The organism is Vibrio sp. 10N.261.51.F11, from assembly GCF_041471665.1.
Classification (GTDB): Bacteria; Pseudomonadota; Gammaproteobacteria; order Enterobacterales; family Vibrionaceae; genus Vibrio; species Vibrio crassostreae_C.
The window spans coordinates 66,888-86,595 of sequence record NZ_JBFROW010000037.1 but is presented as its reverse complement, the minus strand read 5'-3'; the positions used below and the strand labels follow the sequence as shown (position 1 = coordinate 86,595).

The window sequence follows — 19,708 nt, the reverse complement described above, 5'->3', positions numbered from 1 at the left end:
CGTATTATGTATATTATGTTAAATGGTGTTTGGTATTTATAAGGCAGGTATCTTTGTGCGATGCCCTGCCTCTTGTTTATCTACCAAATCGATGTTCTATTTAACAGTAAAGCTATTTACCATAAAATACCTAATAAACATATTTCCTAATCTTCGATTAAGAATACGTTTATTAGACTTCAAGCATTAATCGATCAATTGCTTCTGTGATCTCTTTAGTTCTTACTGGCTTGGTCACGAAATCATTCATGCCGACATCTAAGCACGAACATTTGTCTTCTACTGATGTGTGTGCTGTTAGCGCAACGATTGGTGTTTTGATGTTTGCGTCTCTCATGTATTTGGTTGTGGTTAATCCATCCATGACCGGCATCGACACATCCATTAAGATAATGTCTATTGATTCGTTGCCTCTTTCAATAAAGCCAATCGCTTCTTCACCATTACTTGCGATGAAAACCTCGTGGCCTTGTCTTGTAAGGATTAACTTTATCACCATTTGATTCGTTGGATTGTCTTCGACAACTAACACTGAATAACGGCTTCTTAACTCTCGTGAAGATTCGTCTTCTTTGTTAGCCAGATTATTCGTAACTCTAGTAAGCACTGGCAACTGTACTTCGAATTTGGAGCCTTTTCCAGGCTCACTCTTTACCGATATGCGCCCGCGCATCAGTTCAACCAGTCTTTTAGTGATGGCCAAGCCTAAACCTGTGCCACCAAATCTACGTGTGATTGTGCTATCAGCTTGCACAAATGGACTGAACAGCGACGAAAGTTGTTGCGAGCTAATGCCAATCCCTGTGTCTTCCACCGTTATATAGAAAGAGCTCTGCTGGTACTTTATAGAAACATGGACATGCCCACGCTCAGTGAACTTAATCGCGTTACCGATCAAATTAAATAGGATCTGTGCCAAGCGACTTGGGTCGATGTAATGAAGTTCACCTTCAGGGATATCGCTAGTTACTGTTAGCGGCAAACCTTTATCGTCTGCTGTCTTCTTTTGTTCAGATAATACAAAAGTTACAGTGTCTCTTACGTTGCTCCATCGAGGAGCCAACGAGAAACACCCAGATTCAATCTTAGAAAAATCCAATACGTCACTGATAATTGCCAGCAATAGCTCAGATGATGTGCTCATATTAAGCAGTATAGACTGTTGTTCTTCGTTCAATGATGTGGATTTTAGGGCGTCTATTAGGCCAATTATGGCATTTAGCGGTGTTCTTAATTCATGACTCATCATCGCGAGGAATTCAGACTTGGCCTTGTTGGCTCTTTCTGCGTCTTTTCTTGCTGTGACAAGCTCTGCGGTACGTTCTCGAACGGTTGCTTCAAGCTTTTCTTTGTTCTCAATATCGAAAACAGCACGCTCTATCAACGGTCGAAAACGGTTTAGTGTGGCCTTAGTTTCAATACTAAAGTGCTTGGTATTCGAGTGGATAAAGATGATGACGGATTGTGTTAGTCCGCTATCGATACCAGTAATTAGAACAGAGTTGATTTGATCGAGGATAATGGGATGTAAGGAATTGAATTCACCCAGAGACTTGGGTTCAAAAAGGATGGCGCATTCTCCATTGATCACTCGAGATAACTTGCCACAATCACTCCAATTCATCTGTTCGAAGACTTTGTTATTGCTTAGCAGGGTTTTGAAACTGCCTTCGTTCCCTACCCTTGATACCACGATAAAGTCATCAAACTTAATGTATTTTTTGAGCACGAACTCGAGACTGGAGAATATCTCAGATATGTTACTTGCCTTACTGATCGCAGAGATGGTTGATAAGATCACCCTGTTCTCTTCAGCCAGCTTTCGCTCACGGGCTTTTAGTTTTTGCAGTTCAATACGTGCTTCTTGCAGCGCTTCTTGACCTTCAGAACCCATTACTTTTTCAACCTATAAAACGTTGCAGACGATACCATTAAATTCCCGTGTGCATTCTCGCCACCAGAGAGCCTGCCTTGTTCACCAAACGTAAATGGACATATGTATGGGAGCCCATTAAGTGCTTGATTTATTTGGTCACAAACCTCATCCATATCTTGTTTAAGGTTCAACATTGAGCCTGCACAAAAGATATTGATCGCCCCTAGTTTCTCTTCAAGATCCATGTCGTTGTAGTATGAGGAGTGAATGATATTCGCGGCGCGGCTAATCAACTGCTGCTTAGACCCTTGCATCAGGTAGATGGTGTCGCCTTCACTGATGTCTGTGAACAGCTCAATCCCATTACACTCCGTCTCTCTGATCGAATGAGACAATTTGAAATATGGGTAATCGTAAGAAGAGCCGACTTTCCTGCCTAATGGGTAGACTGACGACTTTTCGAATATGTAGCCATCATCACTGCCATCTAAGTGGAAATTAGTCCATTCGTTGTAAACGGTGACGGCTGGCCTGTGGTCTATCTCCAACAAAATTCGGTTTCTTACTTTGGTCACGGTGCCTGAATACCGCGTAGGCGTATGACCCGCGCTGAAAGAGGAATAGATGGACTGAGACGCAAACACTACCGTTAAAGACACACCATTTATAGACAGCGACTCTTCGGTGAAGATACTCCAATTTCCGGAAACCTGGTTGTCTGCAGCACTGCCACCAATAATTGGCACTTCAGTACCAAATTTCTTATCGATAGCCGCCATCACCTTTTCTTCGTTACCCGGTGTGGAATGCAGCAAGATAAGATCAGGAATTTCACCTTCTCGGTTGGCGTTCTTGAGTGCTTTGTCTATCGCGCTGAAGGTACTGCGGTCTATGGAGTCGCTGAAATGTTCGATTCCCGTACCATAGGCGTTGATCCCCGAGTCATAAATAATGAGGACGCCAATGACTGGACCAGAATGAAAACCAGTTTCGGTCATAATGCCGTGACAAGTAGTACAGCCATGTATGGGAGTGTTCGGGAGAGCATCTACGAAATATCTCTGCACAGCGAGTGTCGAATACTCTTCTGTGCAGTAGCAAATAAGACAAGCAATATCGTCAGGGTTTTCCACCCCGCTGAGCAACTCATCTACTGCGATTTTATCGTCTAGGGAGTAAGAGACTTTTGATAGAAATTTCATAGATTCTGGGTAACTTTATTAATGCTCTCTTTATAACACTTTAATGCATTGTGTTTCACTGATTTGGTACATGTTTCTATCAAAAGAACCGAGGTGTGCCCCAGTTTCTCTCTGTTACTCCTTAGAAAGGTTTACAGAAAACGTGCTCACCTGTTGTGGAAATGTAACCGTTATTGAGGAGGTCTTATCACTAGTTTGTAACAGCCAATTTGATGGTCCTTTTTCTTCCAGAATTCCGCTTTCATTATAGCTAATGATAAATTTGCCAGTTTTAGATGTTTCGATCGAATACCCTAGGTTATTGCTTGAAACTGAAACATTATGATTATCAATACCAAATTTACAAGGTTTTGAAACTATACAGTTTACTGTTTCGTTATTATCGTATGTTACTGTTCTCCAAGTAAATGCAGCTATTAAAATAACCAACATGACGATAATTTGAACAAGCCTGCCTTTTGTTAGCTTTTGTGCCGCCATTATAATCTTTACTCCTTGTTACAAAGTTCAAAGTTTTTAAATAAAAATCCAATTCCAGACCAAGCGTAAGGTTACTACTCTGTCATTGATTTGTTAATTCAAGTATAGTGTCGCGTTGAAAATGCCACTTTTTTTTAAAATCAGCAAGTGGAAATAAAGCCCTGAATAGGCTGAATTTCCTTTTCTAATTTGGGTGGCATTACGACGTGAGTCGTGTTGGAAGTAAAGTGTAGTAAATAAGAAATTGGAAGCATGCAAATGAGCCAAGAAAAGCAGCTTGAACAAAACTACAACTATACGGTCGTCCGTCAATTTACCCTAGTTACAATTTTGTGGGGTATTGTCGGTATGGGCGTTGGTGTTTTGATTGCCGCTCAATTAGTTTGGCCACAGCTAAACTTTGATACGCCGTGGTTGACGTACAGTCGTTTACGTCCCCTGCATACTAATGCGGTTATTTTTGCGTTCGGTACAAGTGCGCTGTTTGCAACATCATATTATGTTGTACAACGTACCTGTCAGACGCGTCTCTTTGGTGGCCCTCTCGTAGCCTTTACCTTTTGGGGTTGGCAAGCGATTATCCTGTCCGCTGCAATTACTTTACCGTTAGGTTTAACCTCTGGTAAAGAATACGCAGAACTTGAATGGCCAATCGATATTGCTATTACTCTTGTGTGGGTAGCTTATGCGGTCGTGTTCTTCGGAACCATGATTAAACGTAAGACATCGCACATTTACGTAGCAAACTGGTTCTTCGGAGCCTTCATTATCACGGTTGCCGTGTTGCACATCGTTAACAGCCTAGCTGTTCCTGTCTCTGCGTTTAAATCGTACTCGATTTATTCCGGAGCGATCGATGCAATGGTGCAATGGTGGTACGGACACAATGCGGTAGGCTTCCTATTGACAGCTGGTTTCCTAGGCATGATGTACTACTTCGTTCCTAAACAAGCTGGTCGCCCTGTTTACTCTTACCGTTTGTCGATTGTTCACTTCTGGGCTCTCGTGTCTCTGTATATCTGGGCTGGTCCTCACCACCTACACTACACTGCACTTCCTGACTGGACTCAATCTCTAGGTATGGTTATGTCTTTGGTTCTGTTTGCTCCATCTTGGGGTGGCATGATCAACGGTATTATGACTCTATCTGGTGCGTGGCATAAGCTTCGCTACGACCCAATCCTACGTTTCCTAATCGTTTCTCTATCATTCTACGGCATGTCGACTTTCGAAGGCCCAATGATGGCAATCAAAACGGTTAACGCACTATCTCACTACACGGACTGGACTATCGGTCACGTTCACTCTGGTGCGTTAGGTTGGGTTGCAATGGTTTCTATCGGTTCGGTTTACCACTTAGTTCCTAAACTATTTGGTCAAGAGCGTATGTACTCTGTATCTCTAATCAATGTTCACTTCTGGTTAGCAACGATTGGTACGGTTTTCTACATTGTAGCAATGTGGATCTCTGGCGTGATGCAAGGTCTGATGTGGCGTGCAGTTAACTCTGACGGTACATTAACTTACAGCTTCGTTGAATCTGTAGAAGCGTCTTACCCGTTCTACTTTGTACGTTTCTTAGGTGGTTTCATCTTCCTATCTGGTATGTTCTTAATGGCATACAACACGTACAAAACTGTTTCTGCACCTAAAGATAGCCTTAAAGCTATCCCTCAACCGGCTTAAGGAGATTTAGAATGAGCTCAAATTCAAATAATCGCCATGAGTTGGTAGAGAAGAATGTTGGCCTACTAGCGATTCTTATCGTTATTGCTATCAGTTTTGGTGCTTTAGTAGAAATTACCCCACTTATTTTCCAAAAGCAGACTACTGAACCTGTAGAAAATCTACGTGTTTACTCTGCTCTGGAAATGGAAGGTCGTGATATCTACATTCGCGAAGGTTGTAACGTATGTCACAGCCAAATGATTCGTCCTTTCCGCTCTGAAACTGAACGTTACGGTCACTACTCTGTAGCTGGCGAAAGCGTTTGGGAACACCCATTCCTATGGGGTTCTAAGCGTACTGGTCCTGATTTAGCGCGTGTTGGTGATCGTTACTCTGATGAGTGGCACCGCGTTCACCTTATCGACCCTCGCGAACTTGTTCCTGAATCAAACATGCCTGGTTTCCCATGGCTTGCTGAGAATGTACTTGATGGCAAATTGACTAAACAGAAGCTTGAAATCTTCCGTAATCAATTTGGTGTTCCTTACACAGACGAACAAATTGCTAACGCTAAACAAGATGTTGAAGGAAAAACAGAGATGGATGCAATCATCGCTTACCTTCAATCGCTTGGCCACGCAATGAAATAAGGAATAATTATGGACATTATTACATTTCAAAGTGTTTGGACTGTTACTGTTTTTGCTTGTTTCATCGGCATCGTTTGGTGGGCTTTCGGTAAAAATCGTAAGTCGCGCTTCGACGAAGATGCAAACCTAGTGTTCGCTGATGAAGCACCTGCGAAAGATAAAAATCAAGGAGTGACGAAGTAATGAGTACATTCTGGAGTATTTGGGTAACAGTAATCACAATCGGTACATTGATTGGCTGTGCAGCCTTACTTCGTTGGTGTTCCAACGATAAAACAGGTGTAGAAGAAGGTCAGGATATGGGCCATGAATACGATGGTATTCGTGAGCTTAATAACCCGCTACCTAAATGGTGGACATACCTTTTCGTTAGCACAATTGTGTTTGCAGCTGTTTATCTAGCTCTATACCCAGGCCTTGGCAACTTTAAAGGTCTACTAGGTTGGACGAGTTCAAACCAAACAGTTCGTAGCGTAGAAGAGTCTCGCTCTGCAATCGCTGCTGCGCAAGCAAACAAACAGTTAGACGCATACGCGAAAGAGCTTGATGATGCAGACACCTACTTTGGTGAAGCATTCAGAAAGCTAGCTCACGACGAAAATGGTCTACGTTCCGTCCCTGACATTGCATCAGATGCTGATGCAATCAAAGTGGGCCAACGTTTGTTCCTACAAAACTGTTCTCAGTGTCACGGCTCTGATGCACGTGGTCAGAAAGGTTTCCCGAACCTAACTGATGACGCATGGTTATATGGTGGTGAACCACAAGCTATCGTTACTACCATCATGCATGGTCGTGTCGGTCAAATGCCAGGTTGGAAAGACGCTCTTGGCGAAGAAGGCGTAAAAGAAGTAGTTAGCTACACGCTTAGCCTTTCTGGTCGTAGCGTAAACGCACGTGAAGCAGAGGCTGGTAAAGCTCGCTTTGTAGTGTGTGCAGCGTGTCACGGTACTGATGGTAAGGGTAACCCTGCTGTTGGCGCCCCTGACCTGACTGACCGCGACTGGCTATTCGGCGATTCTCGCGCTGATGTGACGGAAACAGTCATGTACGGACGTTCTGGTGTAATGCCGGCTTGGAAGGACATCCTCGGTGAGGATAAGGTTCAGCTCGTCTCTGCCTACGTCTGGAGCCTCAGCAACTCAGATAAAGAGTAACATAATAATAACAGCCCCTTCTTAAGGGGCTGTCTTTCTTTTACAGTTATAACCTTAAGTGTTTGTAAAAATTAGTTTTATTTCATTGTATATATTGAGAATAATAATATGGAACAACCTTGGTATAAGCAGTTTTGGCCGTGGTTTTTGATCTTCCTAACCGTTGGCGTTTCTATGCTAACATTGGTTCGAGTCGCGATACTTACCAACCATTCAGTTAACGTTGTCACTGAAGATTACTATAAAAAAGGTAAAGGTATTAATGTCGACATTTCGAAAGTAAATGTTGCTAAAGAGCTTGGCTTATCAGCTTCAGTTAGCGAGAAAGGTAACTCAGTTATCATTACTCTCGACAAAGGCAAACTAGACCACTTCCCTGCTATTAGCGCAATGTTCGTGCACCGAACGCTGCCTGACCGTGATTTTACTCAGCTACTGACCGCTGATGCGAGAGGCAACTACACGTTGACTCTGGATCATGAAATGCAAGGTCCATGGTTTATCGAGCTTTCTCCGCATGATTCTGAATGGTTAGTGCAAGGTCGCATGAACTTCCCTATTGATACTCCTACTCAACTAACGAACTAAATCTTATGTGTGAATCCTGTTATCACTGCGGTGAAGATGTACCAGCGGAAACGGATTTTAAAGTAGAAATCTTAGGATCGGTGCGACCTATGTGTTGTCCGGGTTGCGAAACCGTAGCCCAGACAATCGTTGATAGCGGTCTGGTCTCTTACTACCAATATCGTACCGCTCCAGCTGAAAAAGCGGATCTCGTGCCAGAGCAACTTCTGGCACTCAGTCATTACGACAACGAAGATGTTCAATTGGAGTTCGTCCGTAACTCTGAAAACACCTCTGAAGTGACATTGTCACTAGAAGGTGTCTCTTGTGCTGCTTGTGCTTGGCTTATTGAAAAGCAAGTCTCTTCAAAGTTAGGGGTTGTTAGTATTCGTGTTAATACCACGACTAACCGCGCCCTGCTCAGTTGGGACAACACTCAGACGAAACTGAGCGAGCTGTTGTCTGCAATCCATACCTTAGGCTACAAAGCCGCACCTTTTGAGGCTGATCAACAAGAAGCCGCCTATCATCGATCGATGAAGAATTATCTCTATCGTCTTGGTATTGCTGGTTTAGCAACCATGCAGGTCATGATGCTGGCTGTGGCGTTGTATCTTGAAGTCTTCGGTAACCTTGAGCCCGAATTCAAAAGCTACTTCCGTTGGGTGAGCTTAATCTTTGCAACACCGGTTCTGCTCTACTCTGCATTGCCTTTCTATATCAACGCGTGGCGTAGCCTCAAAGGTCGAACATTGGGTATGGATGTACCTGTGTCGATCGCTCTTTTGTTTGCCTACGTTGCAAGTTTGGTCGCAACGGTGACAGAGAAAGGTGAAGTATTCTTCGAATCTATCTCGATGTTTACCTTCTTCCTACTGCTTGGTCGTTTCCTTGAAATGCGCGCTCGTCGTAAAGCCGCCGCTGCTAGTGGTAACCTGCTTAAGCTCGTTCCTGCTATGGCAACAACGTTAGATGGCGAACAAGTTCCAGTCAAAACCTTAAAAGTTGGCGACCAAATTCGCGTTCTACCGGGTGAGCACATTCCTGCCGATGGCAAAGTATTGTCTGGCAGAGTTCATATCGATGAATCGATGCTGACTGGCGAATCTATCCATGTGGTCAAAAACGAAGGCGATACCGTCTTTGCTGGTACATTGAATGGTGATGAATCATTTGAATTGGAAGTAATGACGTCAAAAGCGGATTCGGTTATTTCCAATATCGTTCGCCTGCAAGACGAAGCGCAATTGTCTAAACCCCGCATTGCAGAAATTGCTGATGTTGTGGCTCGATACTTTGTTGCGGTGATCTTAATCATCTCATTCGGTACTTGGTTTTACTGGCACCAAACACGACCAGAAGACGCTTTCTGGATCATGCTTTCGGTATTGGTAGCAACGTGTCCTTGTGCTCTGTCACTGGCAACACCGACGGCGATTACTTGTTCAACGTCTCGCATGGGTAACTTCGGTATTTTGCTGCGCAAAGGCCACGTATTCGAAACCTTGTGCAAAGTGAATCACTTGATCATCGATAAAACAGGTACATTGACTGAGGGTGATATTCGTATCAGCCAAGTTGAAACCTTCGCTGAACTTGATAAAGACACTTGTCTCAAAGTAGCGGCGAGCCTGGAACAACACGCTAACCACCCTATCGCTAAAGCGTTCAAGACTCATCTTTCTGATGAGATCGAAGTAGAGTCAGTTAATAACGTGATTGGTTCAGGTATCACTGGTGAGTGGAATGGCCAAGAAGTTGCGATTGGTAGTAGTGAATTCATTCTAGGTGAAGCTCAACCATCGGAAAGCAACGGCATTTACTTGTCGATGGCGGGTCGTCATATCGCTACATTTACTTATGAAGATCCAATCCGTAAAGAAAGCATCGAGTTTATTAAGCAATTTAAAGAAGCGGGCATCAAAACAACTCTGCTTACTGGCGATTCTTTGATTAACGCGAAGCCTGTTGCTGAAGAGATTGGTATTACTGATATTGTTGCTAACGCGAAACCTGAAGATAAACTTGCTTACCTGAACTCTCGAGATGCAAGTGACATTACCATGATGGTTGGCGATGGCATTAACGATGCCCCTATTCTTGCAGGTGCCCACCTTTCTGTCGCTATGGGTGGCGGTACAGACGTGGCGAAAGCTTCTGCGGATATGGTGTTACTGGGTGATAAGCTCGATAGATTACTTAAGTCGCGTACTTTGGCGTTAAAAACACGTAAGATAATTCGTGAAAACCTAGCTTGGTCATTAGGATATAACTTACTGATCCTTCCATTGGCTGTCGCGGGTTTGGTTGCTCCATACATTGCCGTTGTGGGCATGTCTGCCAGCTCTATTATTGTTGTGTCTAACTCGTTAAGGCTTTTAAAAGAGCAAGGTAAATAATGGAAAGTTTATACATCCTGATCCCCATTGCGATTGTACTGGTGTGCATCGCTGTTGGTATTTTTCTATGGGCGGTGAAGAGCGAACAGTTTGAAGACCTAGAACGTCAAGGTCACAATATACTGTTTGATGAAGACGAAAAGGCTCACAACCATTCTGATAGTAAACCTGTCAAGAATGAGAAAGCTAACAGCGAAAGCCAAACTAACGTAGACAAAAAGAACGATGACGCCTGATTGGATCGGAGCCTTTGTTGTTGGATTGATCGGCGCAGGCCATTGCATGGGAATGTGTGGTGGTATTGCGTCGCTTCTTTCGATTGGCAACAGTAAACCTTCCCCTGTTATTCCCCTACTTTATAACCTAGGGCGCTTGCTAAGTTATGCCGTGATTGGTGGTGTGATTGGCGGTGCAATCTCTTCGATAGGTCAGCTAAGCGATTTTAACGCTCTGCTAGGTTGGCTGCGATTATTTGCAGCTGGCTTTATGATCGTCTTAGGTTTGTATATCGGTAAATGGTGGTTCGGCTTGTTGTTCTTTGAAAAAGTCGGGCAGAAACTATGGCGCTATATCTCTCCTTTAGGTAAATCATTTCTACCCTTGAAGCACCCTAGCCATGCTTTGCCGTTTGGCTTTATTTGGGGTTGGCTACCATGTGGCTTAGTTTACTCAATGCTTACGTGGGCGGCCGTATCAGGAAGTTGGTACAACGGTGCCGGTATCATGCTTGCTTTCGGTTTAGGTACGCTTCCAGCAATGCTCACAGTAGGCATGGGCGCTAATTTCCTCAAAAAACTGCAACAAGCTGACTTATTTCGCCAACTAGGCGCAATTTTAATTCTCATTTACGGTTTCTATACCGGTTATATGGCACTACAGCTCATTATTTATACCGTATAGCCATTCTTTAAATCCGGTTTTTTTACTACCCAACTGGATAAAGGAATGCTAAAATATTGACGTATATCAAATAGTGAAAGATTGTTATGATTTCTGAAAAGCCTGTGACGAAACGTGTTCAGTCTGGTGGCTGTGCGATCCATTGCCAGGATTGTAGTATTAGCCAGCTCTGTATTCCGTTTACTTTGAATGAATCTGAACTCGATCAACTTGATCAGATCATTGAGAGAAAAAAGCCTATTCAAAAAGGCCAAGAGTTATTTAAAGCCGGTGACGAGCTTAAATCTCTATATGCTATTCGCTCTGGAACGATCAAGAGCTACACGATTACCGAGCAAGGTGATGAGCAGATTACTGCATTCCACCTAGCGGGCGATCTTGTTGGCTTCGATGCGATTACTGGTGACCAACACCCTAGTTTTGCACAAGCGCTAGAAACTTCTATGGTATGTGAAATCCCATATGAGATTCTTGATGACCTATCAGGAAAAATGCCTAAATTGCGTCAGCAAATTATGCGCCTGATGAGTAACGAGATTAAAGGTGACCAAGAAATGATTCTGCTTCTTTCTAAGAAGAACGCGGAAGAGCGTCTTGCTGCATTCCTTTACAACCTTTCGACTCGCTTCTCTCAACGTGGCTTCAGCCCGCGTGAGTTCCGCCTAACGATGACTCGTGGCGATATTGGTAACTACCTTGGTTTGACTGTTGAAACAATCAGCCGTCTTCTAGGTCGCTTCCAAAAAGCAGACATCTTGAGCGTTAAAGGCAAATATATCACTATCGAAGATCACGATGCGTTGATGGAACTTGCTGGCGTTTCAAAAGAATAGTCTAGATATCAATGATGTAGTTCAATAATGAGCTACATCATGTTTCTCTCTTAAAACCTCTTATATTTCTCTTAATCTCTCCATAACTACGCTACATTATTTATATGTTCGGTCTGAAAAGTAGGCTTAGTTATGAGTATCTATAACAAAATTTTAGTTGTCGCAGACATTAATCACGATGAGCAACCTGCTCTAGTTCGTGCTATCCAACTTGCTAAGAAAAGCACCTCAACAAGCCACATCACTTTCTTTTTGTCGATATACGACTTCTCGTATGAAATGACATCTATGCTCTCTATCGATGAAAGAGACGCAATGCGCAAAGGCGTAATTCACCAACGCGAAATTTGGATGAATAAAGTCGCAGAACCTTACCTAGATGATTCTATTGAATTTAACGTACAAGTGGTTTGGCACAACCGCCCGTACGAAGCGATCATAGCCGAGGTTTACAGTGGCGAACACGACATCTTAATCAAAGGCACGCGTAAGCATGATACTTTGGAATCTGTCATCTTCACTCCAACCGATTGGCATCTATTGAGAAAGTGCCCTAGCCCAGTGCTATTGGTTAAAAACGATTTCTGGCCAGATCACGCGAAGATTTTTGCTTCCGTTCATGTAGGTTCTGAAACAGAAGCTCATTTAGAGCTTAACGATACGATGGTCGACAGATTGCTAGAGATCACCGGTCGTTTGGATGCGGAACCGTTCTTGGTGAATGCCTACCCTGTGACACCTGCGAATATTACCATTGAACTGCCAGAGTTTGATCCAACGTCTTATACCGACGCGGTTCGTGGCCATCACTTAACGGCGATGAAAGCATTACGCCAGAAGCATGGTATGTGTGAAGAACAAACTGTGGTTGAGCAAGGCTTGCCTGAAGATGTTATTCCTCGCGTCGCTTCTGAAAATAACGCAGCGATGGTGATTCTGGGTACAACGGGTCGTACTGGCTTGTCTGCCGTGTTTATTGGTAATACCGCGGAACATGTTATCGACAAGATTAACTGTGATGTGTTGGCTCTTAAGCCGTCTGGTTACGTGAGCCCATTAGATCCTAATCTTTCGAAAGGTTAAGTCGGCGACAAGTTTTACTTATAAAAAACGCCTCAAGCATTGCTTGAGGCGTTTCTGTTTGTCTAGAGCAACGCCATTCCAAATACAGAATGGCTAATATCATCTTTATCGACTCAAATAGTTAAACGTTCGTTACGTCGATGAACATTGACTCATCAATGTTTGAAGATGAAATTTCAGCTTCTTCGAATTCGTACGCTTTGCGGTCTTCACTACGGTCTAGTGGAAGGTTAACGAAGTCAAACAGCTCGCGGTCAGCCAGTTGGCTTGGGCTTACGTTTTGGATTGACTTGAAGATCTTCTCAACACGACCAGGCGTTTTCTTATCCCAATCAATTAGCATCGCTTTAATGTTCTGACGCTGTAGATTCTCTTGAGAGCCACATAGGTTACAAGGAATGATTGGGAACTCTTTATGTTCTGCGTATTTGATTAGGTCCGTTTCACGACAGTAAGTCAGTGGACGAATAACAACGTTACGACCATCATCTGAACGAAGCTTTGGTGGCATAGCCTTTAGGCGCGCACCGTGGAACATGTTTAGGAACATGGTCTCAACGATGTCGTCTAGGTGGTGACCCAGAGCGATCTTAGTTGCACCAATCTTCTCTGCGAATGAGTACAAAGTACCACGACGAAGACGAGAACATAGGCCACACGTTGTTTTGCCTTCTGGCACTTTCTCTTTAACCACTGAATACGTATCTTTATCTACGATGTAGTAAGGAATGTTCAGCGTTTCAAAATACTCAGGAAGAATGTGTTCAGGGAACCCAGGTTGTTTTTGATCTAGGTTTACTGCAACAACATCAAATTTGATCGGTGCTGCTTCACGTAAACGTAGCAAAATGTCTAGCATCGCAAATGAATCTTTACCGCCACTAATACATGCCATTACTACGTCATTCTCTTCGATCATGTTGTAGTCGATGATGGCATTTCCAACATTTCTTCTCAGACGTTTCTGAAGTTTGTTGAATTCAAGTGTTTCTTTTCTATTATCGTTTTGGTTCATTGCGACTCTCACACCGTCGTATTACCGACTGTAGATTGCTAGTGGGACTGTTTTAGGGCGTGGATTATACGGATTTTTATTTGATGTTGAAATAGTAACGGTAGGATAAACAAGCTGAGTAATAGAAAGATTCTGCTTTTATTATTCGATAAGCTCTCTAAACGGCAGAGAAACGCGGCTTCACAAGCTCTCGGTTGGTATCGCAGATAAAGAAAAGCAGCCTGCTCTTATTCGATGAGGCTGCTTTAAGATATGTCGTAAAAGCTTAGGGGAATGATTCCGCTAAGCTTTTACTTCACTAACAATGATTCCGTTAAAAATTATTGCGCGGGAATGTACGGCAATACGCGAACTGTTGGTTCAGGCAACGTGATGCTGTCACTTCCATTCAGTTCTTCTAAGGTGAATTTCGCTCGCCCTTCTTTGATTGGTAGTTGCTTACCATTTGAAAGCTCGATGTTACCTTCCAGCTTATTAGCGAACTCTAGCGTTAACCCTTGGATATCTGGCGTGAACCAACCAGAGAACATGCCGCTGACGTCTTCAAGCATCGCCTGCATCTGTGGCAATAGGTTTTCTATCTGTGCAACTTCTACTGTGCCAGCTAAAGGCTCTTGAGTCATCACAACTAAAGAATACGCACACTCTTGTTCTTTAGTTTGTACAAAGATAAGAGGATTTGCCGAGCGTAGATTTTGATCTACCGGTAGAAGCAGTTCATTGGCTGGAGAGACTTTTAGCTCTTCGTAGTGCTCTTCTTTTTCCATCCAAGCTTTGCTGATGTGACAGGTTTGCTGAGCTTGTTGATCAACAAAGAAGACCGCAACTTTGACATCATCATGCCCTTCTTTGGTGTTGTTTTTCAGCTGAGTATAAAGCTTAGAATACGTGAACATGTATTCTTGCGCTGAAGCAGGAAGAGAAACCCCAAGGCTTAATGAGGCTAATAAAGCGAGTGCTGTCTTTTTCATTATTATAATCTTGTCGAAGTTGAGCGTTTATAAATAGAAAGAGCAGCCAATGAGCTGCTCTTTTTGTGATATTACTGGTATAAGCCGACTATCGAAGGCAACCAAGTTGGTATCAAAATGAGTTACTTTTTCCAGTATACCTCGTTGTGACGGATCATAGCTTGTAAATCAGTCACATAGTCGGAACCTCGCTCAGAATATTTTAACAAGCCATTGGTGAGCTCTGTCGCCGTTGCGGTTGTTAAAAGATCATCACCTTGCGCATCAAGTTTTGCACGAATCACTCTTAGATCGGCGTAAGCACGATTACGATTAAGGTTCATGAAATACCGATGTACGGATTCTTGGCTTGAAGAGAATGTTGCGACTTCATGCGAGCTACCTTCGTTACGTTGTAGCGGAACAAGGCCACAACCTTTGGTGTAACACCAGTGTCCAAAATAGTTATTTGCTTTAGTGGCGAAACGAGATGTACCCCAAGCTGATTCATTGGCCGCCTGAGTTAACACAAGCGCTTCAGGTAGCACGTTTACACGATTCAACATTTCTTTCAGCCAAGCGTCATCTAAGCCCGATGAAGGTACAGGCAGGCTATACAGCTTCCCTAGTCTCTTTGCGTATGACGCGTCTTCAGAGTCAACATTGTTCAACCCCGTCTCTGAAAGCTTGGTTAGAAACGCACGTTCTTTGGTGATTCGCTTGTTTTCGATGTTGATACTTGGGCGAAGATAAGAAAAGAAGGTGTCTTTCTTTTTATTTACATCTTCAATCGCTGCGAAATCTGGCTTATCAGAAGAGACGGTCAAGTCACCAAAGTTTTGCTCTGAGTCTGGAGCCTTTTGCCCCGCTCGCCTGCGCTCTTCTTCTTGTTGGTAAAGCATTGGGCCAACTAACGAGATCGAGCCAACTAAGGCTAATGCTGTCACTTTTAGCGCAAGTGATTTACTTGCGCTTAATTTAGAGTTGTTATGCATCGAATACCTGTGGGTCTTTATTGTTGCTACCGTTGTGGTCGTCGTCGCTCTTTGGTCTGTCTGACGCGATCAGTTTGAGTTTAATGCCAAACATCTCGCGGTAAAGAATCCCTTTCACGTGGAAGAAGAAAGGTAAAACGAAGATAAGGCCAATGCCGTACATCATTGCCGCGACGATGAACATCAGCATTACTAATAGGTAGATAGAAGCAACGGTGAAGATTTTTTTGTTGACAGCACGCAGAGAAAGCAGCAGCGATTGCATTGGCGGCACTTTCTTATCACAAATCAGCAGAATCGAATGGCTGAACGCCAGTGAGAAGTAGATAGACAAGAACGGCAGAATCATACCTGCGATGCCTTGAAGCATTAGGCTAAACAAAGTCACTAGAATAACCGGAACCGTAAACTGCAAACCTTTACCGATGTGGCGTACTTTGGTTTGTAGGCCAGCGGCGTGGCTCATTGCCATTAAACAGATACCGGCATAGATAGGCGCGCTGATCACTTCATAGCTAAAGTTCGCAATAAAAATCGATTCAACGATTTGTGGCGTGAACGACTCTGGGTCGATAACCGCATCCAAGATAACCGCAGGATCACCAAGCTGTAGTTTTAGTGCGATATAAAAGATAGCGAGCTGCACAAACATCAAAGCAATAATCGCTGGGGAAAACGAAAGAAAGTGACTTATCGTATGTTTCCAAGCTTCTTGGAATACAGCCGTTGCTTTGAGCTCATAATCGCCAGAAAGTGCACGGTTGATACTACCGCCCAAATTAAAATCTTTTTCGATGTCGTTGTTCATATTGATACCTAGGTGTGCCGATTAAGCGAAGCCACCTAACTTATTGATAAAAAATTACCTTCATTATACTCATATGTCGGATACAAACTAAAATATGAATCTGTAACAAGGCTTGCTTTTGCGTCTTAATGGTTAATAATTAGACACTTGTTAGGGTGTAGACCCAGTAAATAACAGTATGGTAAAGGATGTTTACTTTTACCTGCGAAATTTTTTATCTTCGAAAGGTAAAAAATGCTTTGAATTCACGTTTTTGGTGATTATGATGCGCGCCTTAAAGGTGTATAGCAACAGGTCTCAAATAGAACCAAGGTGGAGAAAAACAGACGTTGAACGCTAAAAAATCAGTAGGAAAGCCAGTAGTACAGCTAACTGGCATCAGTAAAAGTTTCGATGGTAAGGAAGTCATCGGCAATCTGGATTTAAACGTAAATCATGGTGAGTTTCTCACGATTTTAGGCCCATCAGGTTGTGGTAAAACAACCGTGCTAAGAATGATTGCGGGTTTTGAAACGGCAGATAGTGGTCAAATACTATTAGCTGAACAAAACGTAACCCAAGTTCCTGCTGAACAAAGGCATGTAAACACTGTATTCCAAAGCTATGCCCTATTCCCGCATATGACCGTTTTCGACAATGTGGCATTTGGCTTACGCATGCAGAAAGTTCCAAACAGCGAGATTGAACCTCGTGTAATGGATGCTTTGAAAATGGTGCGCCTAGAACAAATGGCACAACGAAAGCCACACCAGCTATCTGGTGGTCAACAGCAACGTATCGCAATCGCTCGTGCTGTCGTTAATAAGCCTAAAGTTCTTTTGTTGGATGAATCTCTATCTGCTCTGGATTACAAACTACGTAAACAGATGCAAATCGAGCTGAAACAATTACAACGCCAACTTGGTATCACGTTCATTTTTGTAACGCATGACCAAGAAGAGGCGCTGTCTATGTCTGACCGTATTATTGTTATGCGTGATGGCGTGATTGAACAAGACGGAACACCAAGAGAGATCTACGAAGAGCCTAAGAACCTATTTGTAGCGCGTTTCATTGGTGAAATTAACGTATTCGAAGCGACAGCGAAATCTCGTCAAGATGAAAAACGCATTGTTGCGACAATCGAAGGTGAAGAGTCCATTATCTATCACGATAAAGACGTAACACCGGGTCAAAAACTGCAAGTATTGCTTCGCCCTGAAGATCTTCGAATCGAAGAAATTAAAGAGTCAGAGCAACGCGGTATTGTTGGCCACATTGTCGAGCGAACCTATAAAGGCATGACATTAGATTCAGTCGTAGAACTTGAATCTGGTATGCGTGTCATGGTTAGCGAATTCTTCAACGAAGATGACCCTGATGTTGATCACTCACTGGGCCAAAAAGTTGCAGTAACTTGGGTTGAGAGCTGGGAAGTGGTATTAGAAGATGAGCAAGAAGTTTAATTTACAAAACGCAATTGTTGCTTTAATCACAGGTTGGTTAGTGTTGTTCGTGATGATTCCAAACATCATGATCATTGGTACTAGCTTCTTAACTCGTGATGAAGCGAACTTGATCGAGATGACCTTCACTCTCGATAACTACGTGCGTTTGGCTGACCCGCTGTATTTTAAAGTGTTGATGCACTCTTTCTATATGGCAATTGTCGCAACCCTACTTTGTTTGATTATTGGTTACCCATTCGCTTACATCGTGGCAAAAATGCCGGCGAAGTGGCGTCCAATCATGTTGTTCCTAGTGATAGTACCATTCTGGACGAACTCTTTGATTCGTACATACGGATTAAAAATTGTACTGGGTACGCAAGGTGTCTTGAACAAAAGCTTGTTAGCGTTAGATATCATTGATAAACCGCTACGTATCATGTACTCAGAAACCGCAGTAATGATCGGTTTAGTGTACATCCTACTTCCGTTTATGATTCTGCCGCTGTATTCAGCGATTGAAAAACTGGACGATACGTATTTAGAAGCGGCTAAAGATTTAGGTGCGAACAAACTGCAAACGCTATTGAAAGTGGTACTACCACTAACAATGCCGGGCATTATTGGCGGCTGTTTGTTAGTGCTACTGCCAGCGTTAGGTATGTTCTACATCTCTGACCTATTAGGCGGAGCTAAGAACCTATTGATTGGTAACGTGATTAAGAGCCAAGTGCTCAACGCTCGAGACTGGCCGTTTGGCGCAGCGACGAGTATCGCACTGACCATGGCAATGGCTGTGATGCTGTATGCCTACTACCGAGCAGGTAAGCTATTGAACAAGAAAGTGGAGCTAGACTAATGGGGCGCACAGTTAAGTTCAGCTTTATGGCGCTGGTATACGCCTTTCTATACCTACCTATTATCGTATTGATCGCTAACTCGTTTAATGCCAATAAGTTTGGTATGAAATGGGGTGGCTTCACCACTAAATGGTATGACGCGCTTATTAACAACGACAGCCTAATGCAGGCTGCGTGGCACTCGATCAACGTAGCGGTGTTCTCAGCAACAGCCGCAACGATTGTCGGGAGCCTTACAGCAGTAGCCCTATTCCGTTACCAATTTAAAGGTAAAGGCATCGTAAATGGCATGCTGTTCATCGTAATGATGTCTCCAGATATCGTAATGGCGATTTCGCTTCTTGCGCTATTTCTGGTAATGGGTGTTCAACTTGGGTTCTTTACCCTACTTGCTGCTCACATTACCTTCTGTCTACCGTTTGTTGTAGTAACGGTATACAGTCGCTTGAATGGCTTCGATGTGAAGATGCTAGAAGCAGCAAAAGACTTAGGTGCAAGTGAATGGACGATTCTAAAACAGATCATTCTGCCTCTTGCTAAGCCAGCGGTTGCTGCGGGTTGGTTATTGAGCTTCACTCTGTCTTTGGACGATGTAATCATTAGCTCTTTCGTAACCGGCCCAACGTATGAAATCTTACCACTGAAGATTTACTCAATGGTTAAAGTGGGTATCTCTCCTGAGGTAAACGCCCTAGCAACAGTGATGTTAGTGGTGTCGTTAATACTGGTGATCATTTCTCAGTCATTAGCGAGAGAAAAAATCAAGTAAGTCTCCTACTCTATATAGAGACTGGCTTGATTAAGAAGTTAAGAGACTTCAAGTTCAAAAAAAGTGTTA

At 43.3% G+C, this 19,708-nt stretch carries 20 protein-coding genes; 13 read left to right on the top strand and 7 right to left on the bottom strand.

Translation table 11 applies throughout. The annotated features are described in order from the left end of the window. Window positions 1-172: 172 nt before the first annotated feature. From AB4351_RS13075 to AB4351_RS13065, 3 genes are all read right to left on the bottom strand, one after another. Window positions 173-1,894 carry an ATP-binding protein gene (locus AB4351_RS13075; protein WP_017070552.1) on the bottom strand — a complete coding sequence of 574 codons (1,722 nt, stop codon included), beginning with the start codon at window positions 1,892-1,894 and terminating at the stop codon, window positions 173-175. Then, complete coding sequence (locus tag AB4351_RS13070; protein WP_017070551.1) at window positions 1,894-3,078, bottom strand: FIST signal transduction protein; 1,185 nt, start codon at window positions 3,076-3,078, stop codon at window positions 1,894-1,896. Before AB4351_RS13070 ends, AB4351_RS13075 begins: the two co-directional genes overlap by 1 nt. 114 nt (window positions 3,079-3,192) lie before the next feature. Next, entirely contained in the window at window positions 3,193-3,558 is a 366-nt protein-coding gene (locus AB4351_RS13065; RefSeq protein WP_017059645.1) for a hypothetical protein, read from the bottom strand. Window positions 3,559-3,810: 252 nt separating this feature from the next. Between AB4351_RS13065 and ccoN the strand changes: the two genes are divergently transcribed. From ccoN to uspE, 10 genes are all read left to right on the top strand, one after another. Continuing rightward, window positions 3,811-5,244, top strand: a complete 1,434-nt coding sequence (gene ccoN, locus AB4351_RS13060; RefSeq protein ID WP_009846707.1) for a cytochrome-c oxidase, cbb3-type subunit I — start codon at window positions 3,811-3,813, stop codon at window positions 5,242-5,244. 11 nt (window positions 5,245-5,255) lie between these two features. Then, window positions 5,256-5,876, top strand: coding sequence for a cytochrome-c oxidase, cbb3-type subunit II (ccoO, locus tag AB4351_RS13055; RefSeq protein ID WP_017059643.1), 621 nt, complete (start codon window positions 5,256-5,258; stop codon window positions 5,874-5,876). A gap of 9 nt (window positions 5,877-5,885) precedes the next feature. Next, window positions 5,886-6,059: a CcoQ/FixQ family Cbb3-type cytochrome c oxidase assembly chaperone gene (locus AB4351_RS13050; RefSeq protein WP_004733679.1), complete on the top strand. Its 174-nt coding sequence runs from the start codon at window positions 5,886-5,888 to the stop codon at window positions 6,057-6,059. Continuing rightward, the gene (ccoP, locus tag AB4351_RS13045; protein ID WP_017063857.1) at window positions 6,059-7,033 is read left to right on the top strand and encodes a cytochrome-c oxidase, cbb3-type subunit III; all 975 of its coding nucleotides are present in this window, start codon (window positions 6,059-6,061) and stop codon (window positions 7,031-7,033) included. Before AB4351_RS13050 ends, ccoP begins: the two co-directional genes overlap by 1 nt. A 108-nt stretch (window positions 7,034-7,141) precedes the next feature. Then, window positions 7,142-7,621: a FixH family protein gene (locus AB4351_RS13040; protein WP_017059641.1), complete on the top strand. Its 480-nt coding sequence runs from the start codon at window positions 7,142-7,144 to the stop codon at window positions 7,619-7,621. 5 nt (window positions 7,622-7,626) lie between these two features. Further along, complete coding sequence (locus AB4351_RS13035; protein ID WP_029235846.1) at window positions 7,627-9,999, top strand: heavy metal translocating P-type ATPase metal-binding domain-containing protein; 2,373 nt, start codon at window positions 7,627-7,629, stop codon at window positions 9,997-9,999. After that, window positions 9,999-10,235: a cbb3-type cytochrome oxidase assembly protein CcoS gene (gene ccoS, locus AB4351_RS13030; protein ID WP_017059639.1), complete on the top strand. Its 237-nt coding sequence runs from the start codon at window positions 9,999-10,001 to the stop codon at window positions 10,233-10,235. Before AB4351_RS13035 ends, ccoS begins: the two co-directional genes overlap by 1 nt. Further along, window positions 10,225-10,899, top strand: coding sequence for a sulfite exporter TauE/SafE family protein (locus AB4351_RS13025; RefSeq protein ID WP_017070548.1), 675 nt, complete (start codon window positions 10,225-10,227; stop codon window positions 10,897-10,899). The genes ccoS and AB4351_RS13025 overlap by 11 nt, the downstream gene beginning before the upstream one ends. 86 nt (window positions 10,900-10,985) lie before the next feature. After that, on the top strand, window positions 10,986-11,732 hold the full coding sequence (locus AB4351_RS13020; protein ID WP_017059637.1) for an FNR family transcription factor: 747 nt from the start codon (window positions 10,986-10,988) through the stop codon (window positions 11,730-11,732). 132 nt (window positions 11,733-11,864) lie between these two features. Then, on the top strand, window positions 11,865-12,815 hold the full coding sequence (gene uspE, locus AB4351_RS13015) for a universal stress protein UspE (RefSeq protein WP_017070547.1): 951 nt from the start codon (window positions 11,865-11,867) through the stop codon (window positions 12,813-12,815). Between the two features lie 121 nt (window positions 12,816-12,936). Here uspE and ttcA read toward each other — a convergent pair whose 3' ends face one another. The 4 genes from ttcA to AB4351_RS12995 all read right to left on the bottom strand — a co-directional run bounded on the left by ttcA (window position 12,937) and on the right by AB4351_RS12995 (window position 16,583). Next, complete coding sequence (ttcA, locus tag AB4351_RS13010; RefSeq protein WP_017059635.1) at window positions 12,937-13,830, bottom strand: tRNA 2-thiocytidine(32) synthetase TtcA; 894 nt, start codon at window positions 13,828-13,830, stop codon at window positions 12,937-12,939. 320 nt (window positions 13,831-14,150) lie between these two features. Further along, window positions 14,151-14,801, bottom strand: a complete 651-nt coding sequence (locus AB4351_RS13005; RefSeq protein WP_372111315.1) for a DUF2987 domain-containing protein — start codon at window positions 14,799-14,801, stop codon at window positions 14,151-14,153. A gap of 122 nt (window positions 14,802-14,923) precedes the next feature. After that, window positions 14,924-15,775: a glucosaminidase domain-containing protein gene (locus tag AB4351_RS13000; RefSeq protein ID WP_372111318.1), complete on the bottom strand. Its 852-nt coding sequence runs from the start codon at window positions 15,773-15,775 to the stop codon at window positions 14,924-14,926. Then, window positions 15,768-16,583 carry a membrane protein gene (locus AB4351_RS12995; protein ID WP_017063864.1) on the bottom strand — a complete coding sequence of 272 codons (816 nt, stop codon included), beginning with the start codon at window positions 16,581-16,583 and terminating at the stop codon, window positions 15,768-15,770. The genes AB4351_RS13000 and AB4351_RS12995 overlap by 8 nt, the downstream gene beginning before the upstream one ends. A gap of 329 nt (window positions 16,584-16,912) precedes the next feature. Here AB4351_RS12995 and potA point away from each other — a divergent pair, with 329 nt between their 5' ends. The 3 genes from potA to potC are packed head-to-tail and all read left to right on the top strand — an operon-like array spanning window position 16,913 to window position 19,639. After that, entirely contained in the window at window positions 16,913-18,028 is a 1,116-nt protein-coding gene (gene potA, locus AB4351_RS12990) for a spermidine/putrescine ABC transporter ATP-binding protein PotA (protein WP_017059631.1), read from the top strand. Next, entirely contained in the window at window positions 18,012-18,869 is an 858-nt protein-coding gene (gene potB / locus AB4351_RS12985; protein ID WP_017059630.1) for a spermidine/putrescine ABC transporter permease PotB, read from the top strand. Before potA ends, potB begins: the two co-directional genes overlap by 17 nt. After that, the gene (gene potC / locus AB4351_RS12980; protein WP_017059629.1) at window positions 18,869-19,639 is read left to right on the top strand and encodes a spermidine/putrescine ABC transporter permease PotC; all 771 of its coding nucleotides are present in this window, start codon (window positions 18,869-18,871) and stop codon (window positions 19,637-19,639) included. Before potB ends, potC begins: the two co-directional genes overlap by 1 nt. Window positions 19,640-19,708 lie beyond the last annotated feature (69 nt).